4 protein-coding genes are annotated in these 5,616 nt (G+C 67.0%); 2 read left to right on the top strand and 2 right to left on the bottom strand.

Features of this window, described 5'->3' with window-relative positions; translation table 11 throughout:
- The coding region (locus SSPN_RS0141645) for an integrase core domain-containing protein (RefSeq protein ID WP_010311421.1) at positions 1 to 246 on the top strand (246 nt) is incomplete at its 5' end.
- Between the two features lie 87 nt (positions 247 to 333).
- Complete coding sequence (locus SSPN_RS53460) at positions 334 to 603, top strand: HNH endonuclease (protein WP_010316667.1); 270 nt, start codon at positions 334 to 336, stop codon at positions 601 to 603.
- Between the two features lie 2,351 nt (positions 604 to 2,954).
- Here SSPN_RS53460 and SSPN_RS61340 read toward each other — a convergent pair.
- Together SSPN_RS61340 and SSPN_RS0141630 are read right to left on the bottom strand one after the other, a co-directional pair.
- Positions 2,955 to 3,122, bottom strand: a complete 168-nt coding sequence (locus SSPN_RS61340; protein WP_237710999.1) for a hypothetical protein — start codon at positions 3,120 to 3,122, stop codon at positions 2,955 to 2,957.
- Between the two features lie 80 nt (positions 3,123 to 3,202).
- Positions 3,203 to 3,469 carry a hypothetical protein gene (locus SSPN_RS0141630; RefSeq protein ID WP_148272136.1) on the bottom strand — a complete coding sequence of 89 codons (267 nt, stop codon included), beginning with the start codon at positions 3,467 to 3,469 and terminating at the stop codon, positions 3,203 to 3,205.
- Positions 3,470 to 5,616 lie beyond the last annotated feature (2,147 nt).

Below are 5,616 nucleotides of genomic sequence, written 5' to 3'. Positions count from 1 at the left end.
CACGCGGAACGATTCATACGCTCCGTTCGCGAAGAGAGCACCAACCGAGTGCTGACCTTCGACAGAGGTCACGCGGAGAAGATCCGCCAGGAACACGCCTGCCACTTCAACACCCATCGGCCCCACCAAGCCCACGACCAGCGGGCACCCCTCGACGACCCGAACGTCATACCGCTGCCGACAGCTCGGATCGAACGCCGAAAAGCCGTGGCGGGACTCATCAACGAGTACCGCCAAGCAGCCTGACGGCCCGACGAAACCCCAGCTCACAACCAGCGAACCCTTTTTGAAGCACTACGGGGGATACCGCTCATCCGCAAACGCACCGCTGCCGTGACCGATCTCAAACCGATCATGGCCACTGCCAAACGCAACGAGCTGCTTCGTCGGCTCGTGGCCGGACAGTGCGAATTGTGCGACGGAACCGAAGGGCTGCAAGTCCATCACATCCGTAAGCTCGCCGATCTCAACAAGCCAGGACGGCGAGAACGGCCACCGTGGGTGCGTCTGATGGCGATGCGCAAACGCAAGACCCTCGTGGTGTGCGAAACATGCCATCAGGACATTCACGCCGGACGAGCCACAGCCACCACCCGGAAATGACCACTGGAGAGCGGTATGCGCTGAAAGGCGCCCGTACCGTTCGGGAAGGGGCCGACGGAAAAGGACCCGAACCACGGGCACCTCGCCGGCGGCCTACTTCACTCTGTGGGAGCGGGGAGGTGCGATCCCTCCCGGCCACCCGACCTACTAGTGTCCTGCGCCAGAAATTCGTGAGATCGGCCCACGCGAGACGGCGCTCAGCCTTCCGGATCCCGTTCTCACTCCACACCATCCGCCTCAACGGCTGCGGCCGCAGGAGCCCCTCCGTGATAGCCCCCAGAACAGCCCGGCGCAGCTCCCCAGCATCCTCCGCATAGGGCTCGGTGGCGCCCTCCAGCCACGCCCATACCGCAAACTCCGAGACGACGCCGCCGGTCGCCTCGAGTGCCCGGCCCGGGCCGAGGTAGCGCACCAGATCCGAGGTCGGGAGCCGGGCAGCCTCGCGCATGTCCCGCAGATGCAACGGGCGGGGCTGGCGTCTGCCGTCCAGCCATGCCTGAGCCGTGGACTCGCGAACTCTGGTCACCGCGGCCGCTCGGGCCGTGCCCAGGTGGCGCACCAGTTCCTCGTCCGGGGCTTCGGCGGGAACAGCATCTCCGGCGACGTACCACGCCACCCGCACCATCACCACGCACCGCCACCACAAACCGCCCATCCCGCAACGGCAACTCCCGCACAGCGGCACGCACATCCGCACCCACATCCGAGGACACAATCCCCGCCCGAATCACCTCCACCCCTAATTCCTCCGCTGACCCCTGGGTCAGCGGGTCCCACAAGTCCTCCGGCCGCGTGGCGCTATCCGGCCTTTCCCCTGGCGCGTACTCGCCCATCACATACCAGGCCTCGGTGCCCTTCTCGACCAACACCCGACCGTGCAGAGCCGGGAGAAAACTGCGGGTTTTCCACGTCGTTTTCCGCCTCTTCACCACCAGCGCGAAGGTATCGAATTCGTCGCCCTCCGCTTTACCGATCGCGGGAATTAACGAGCCGTTAAGTGGCGCCCCCAACTTCTCGGATGCGGCATCCAACAAGGAGTCCCTTGCCGGGCCAGGCAATTCCGCCAACCCCGCATCGGCCCGATCGCTCAACCCCCGCAGTTCCCGATCCGCGGCACCACGACGCAACGAGCGCGCCAGGCCACGCTCGACCTCCCGCATCTCGGGCAATCTGTCTTCGACGGTCCGCAGATCTGTTGTGGTCCAGGCTCCCTCCACCGCAGAAGCCCCTCGGTGATAGCCCCCAGAACAGCCCCGCGCAGCCTCCCAGCTGCCTGCGGAGCAGGCTGGCGCGAGCCCGTCAGCCACGCCCATACCACCACCTCCGGGACGACGTCGGTCACCTCGAGTGCCCGGCCCGGGCACCAGCTCCGAGCTCGGGAGCCGGGCAGCCTGGCGCATTAACCGCAGATGGGCCGGGCTGGGCTGGAATCTGCCGTCCAGCCATACCTCAGCCACGTACTCGGAAACGCTGGTCAGCTCGGCCGCTCGGGCCGCGCCGAGGTGGCGCACGACTTCCTCGTCCGGGACTTCGTCCCGTATCCCGTTCTCACTCCACACCACCCGCCTCAACGGCTGCGACCACCGCAGGAGCCCCTCCGTGATAGCCCCCAGAACAACCCGACGCAGCCTCCCAGCAACCTCCGCGCGGGGCTCGTAGGCGCCCACCAGCCACTGCCACACCATCCCCTCCGAGACGACGCCGCCGGCCACCTCGAGTGCCCGGCCCGGGCCGAGATAGCGCACCAGCTCAGAGCTCGGAAGCAGGGCAGCCTCGCGCATCCTCCGCAGATGGAACGGGAAGGGCTGCCCACTGCCATCCAGCCATGCCTGAGCCCTGGACTCGTCAACGCTGGTCAGCTCGGCCGCTCCTCCTCGTTCGTGACGTCGCCTTCAACGAGGACCACCACCGGGCCCGCACCGGCACCGCTGCCCTTGCCGTAAACCTCATCCGCCCTGTTCAGAAGCGGCGGGCACGGTGTAGGGGGAGGTCGACCGTAGTCGCTCGAGCGGACGCTTTCGCTGCTGTCGAGCATCACGGCATGATGATCGACTGTGCTGTTGCGACTGGCCTACCTGGGCGTGACAAACACGTTCGCCATGCTGCGCCTGCTGCCGATGAGCGACCGGGACAAGGACGTTCGTCCTCGTCGAACTCGTCTCTGCCCGCCAGCACCTTCCATACATCCCACTCTCGCTTAGAAAACCCGAGGGGGTCGGGGTCGGTCACCTCCATTGTTCGGCCCGGGCCGAGATAGCGCACCAGCTCCGAGCCCGAGAGCCGGGCAGCATTGCGCATCCGCGGCAGAGGGGTCGGGTCGGGCTGGCGTAGCCACCTCGATCTGGCCTGGCTCACCACTTCCTCATCCGGGACTTCGGCGGCAGTACCTCGCCACCATCACGACCCAACGACGACCGGGCACCATCACCATCGTTTTCGGCGGCACCCGCCACATCCTCGGTGGCACCCGCCGCATCCTCAGTGGACTCCGACCGCGCCTCCCCAGGCAACGCGGCCACCGCACCCAGATCCCCGACCGATTCAGGCCCCGCACCCGGGTCCGTCCCCGGCCCGGGCCCAGCGCCGGCACTCGCAGCCGTCAAGTCCACCCAAATACGACCACATGCACGAAGAACTCCACCGACTCACCGCTGTTCTCCAACCAGGTATTCGGGGGCAGTTCCCCGTCCGGATCCAGATGCCGCGGCACCCTCCACATCTCATCCGCCGGCCCCTGGGCCAGCGGATCCCACAAGTCCTCCAGCCGCGTGGCGCTATCCGGCCTTTCCCCTGGCGCGTACTCGCCCATCACATACCAGGCCTCGGTGCCCTCCTCGACCAACACCCGACCGTGCAGATCCGACACAAAACTGCGGGGGATCCACGTCGTTTTCCACCTCTTCATTACCAGCGCATGGTCCGCAACGCCCCACCAATCCCCCACAGGAGCACCCGCGCCATCGACCCGACCAGGCAATACCTCGCCACCATCACGACCAAACGACGACCGGGCACCATCACCAGGAAGAAGAGCGACTTCGGTCAGCCACGAACCGGGATCGAATCCCTCCCCCGACTCCGGACTCGAAGACCCGAACGTCCCCGCGCCACCACCACCATCGTTCTCCGTGGCACCCGCTGCATCCTCAGTGGACTCCGACCGCGCATCACCAGACAACCCGGCCACCGCACCCGGGTCCGTCCCCGGCCCGGGCCACAGGAGCACCCGCGCCATCGACCCGACCAGGCAATACCTCGCCACCATCACGACCAAACGACGACCGGGCACCATCACCAGGAAGAAGAGCGACTTCGGTCAGCCACGAACCGGGATCGAACCCCTCATCCTCGGTGGCACCCGCCACATCCTCGGTGGACTCCGACCGCGCCTCACCAGGCAACGCGGCCACCGCACCCGTATCCCCGACCGATTCGGGCCCCGCACCAGGGTTCGGCGACCTGCTCCAGCAACCCCGTGACCGCGCCAGAAGAACCCGGGTCAGGAATCACGATCCCCGAGCCCTCCAGCATGGCTCTCGCATCCGCATTACCGAGCAGGACCTGAACAACGAGGTAGCGGACCGAAGCCTTCAACGACTTCTCGAGTCCATTGATGACCGCTCGCGATTCGTTCCGCAGAGGCGGATCTGGGTTGTCCACCTTCTCCCACCGTGACCGGGCGCCGGAGGGGAACTGGTCTCCCTTTGTGGCATCGGCCCACGCCAGACGGCGCTCAGCCCGCCACTCGGGGGCCCCGCCCCGCCGAGCTCGCGCACCGGCACCTGGATGTCCGGCTTGCTCCCCGTGAGCACCACCCGGTCCAGGCCCCCCAGCCTGACCACCTCTTCCCGCAGCTCCGCGCGGTACTCAGCCGCGCTGCGGATGTCACGCCCTTCCTCACCCCCCCTCCCCAGCAGACGACGGCGATCGGCCAAGCGCACCATGATCTCACCCAGAACACGCACCCGCTATCGGCCCACGCGAGACGGCGCTCAGCCTCCCGTATCCCGTTCTCGTTCCACACCACCCGCCTCAACGGCTTTGGCCGCTGCCTGAGTTCGTCCGAGATAGCCCGCAGAACAGCCCGGCGCAGCTTCCCAGCTTGGTTCTCGTCGAACTCGTCTCTGCCCGCCAGCACCTTCCATACATCCCACTCTCGCTTAGAAAACCCGCCCCACCACGACACGACCCCCGCCCGCACAAACTTTCACCACAACACCGGTGGATCCGGGCGAAGCCGGACAAACGCTGAGACCAGCCAGTGGACCGCATGATGCCTGCCCGCCCACGCGGGCTGCTTGAGCCGTGTGCCGCAACGAGTGGCACGCACGGTTCTAGGGGGGATCGGCGGGACAACCCGCCGGTCCTACCCGACGGAAGACTCCTCCTCGTTCGTGACGTCGCCTTCAACGAGGACCACCACCGGGCCCGCACCGGCACCGCTGCCCTTGCCGTAAACCTCATCCGCCCTGACACCATCCGCCTCAACGGCTTTGGCCGCTGCCTGAGTTCGTCCGAGATAGCCCGCAGAACAGCCCGGCGCAGCTTCCCAGCTTGGTTCTCGTCGAGCTCTCTGCCCGCCAGCACCTTCCATACATCCGACTCTCGCTTAGGAAACCAGCGGGGGTCGGTCACCTCCATTGTTCGGCCCGGGCCGAGATAGCGCACCAGCTCCGAGCCCGAGAGCCGGGCAGCATTGCGCATCCGCTGCAGAGGGGTCGGGTCGGGCTGGCGTAGCCACCTCGATCTGGCCTGGCTCACCACTTCCTCGTCCACGCTGGCGCCCTCCAGCCACGCCCATAACACCCACTCCGAGACGCCGCCGCCGGTCACCTCGAGTGCCTGGCCCGGGCCGAGGTAGCGCACCAGCTCAGAGCTCGGGAGCCGGGCAGCCTCCCGCATTACCTGCAGATGGAACGGCAAGGGCTGCTCACTGCCAAACAGCCATGCCAGAACCCAGGACTCGGAAACCCTGGTCACCGCAGCCGCTCGGGCCAGGCCGAGGTGGCGCGC

The sequence above is a fragment of the Saccharopolyspora spinosa NRRL 18395 genome (genome assembly GCF_000194155.1).
In the GTDB taxonomy this organism is placed as follows: domain Bacteria; phylum Actinomycetota; class Actinomycetes; order Mycobacteriales; family Pseudonocardiaceae; genus Saccharopolyspora; species Saccharopolyspora spinosa.
The sequence above is the reverse complement of the archived record's forward strand: the minus strand, read 5'-3'. Positions and strand labels throughout refer to the sequence as shown.